The sequence below is a fragment of the Parendozoicomonas sp. 2304DJ65-17 genome, assembly GCF_058148445.1.
Genome location: NZ_JBYVJV010000058.1, coordinates 1 through 267, shown reverse-complemented (window position 1 = coordinate 267; position 267 = coordinate 1). Strand labels below are relative to the sequence as shown.

The 267-nt window shown below is 43.1% G+C and carries 1 protein-coding gene; it reads left to right on the top strand.

What is annotated here, in order from left to right:
* Positions 1–113: 113 nt before the first annotated feature.
* The coding region (locus ACY2RR_RS24525) for an ATP-binding cassette domain-containing protein (RefSeq protein WP_490110823.1) at positions 114–267 on the top strand (154 nt) is incomplete at its 3' end.

Here is a 267-nt window from a genome sequence, read left to right as displayed (position 1 = left end):
TAGAAGGAGATCACAATAATTCCGCAAAATAAGGCTGCAATTGACTGCACGAATTTTATTCATTCAGTATATTTAGCGGATTAATCTAATTCCTTTCCAAGAGACATTTCCTGATGGCTCAATACATTTACACCATGAACCGGGTCAGCAAGACCGTGCCTCCAAAGCGCACGATCCTGAAAGACATTTCTCTGTCTTTCGTCCCCGGTGCAAAAATTGTTGTGCTTGGCCTTAATGGCGCGGGTAAATCCACACTCCTTCGCATTA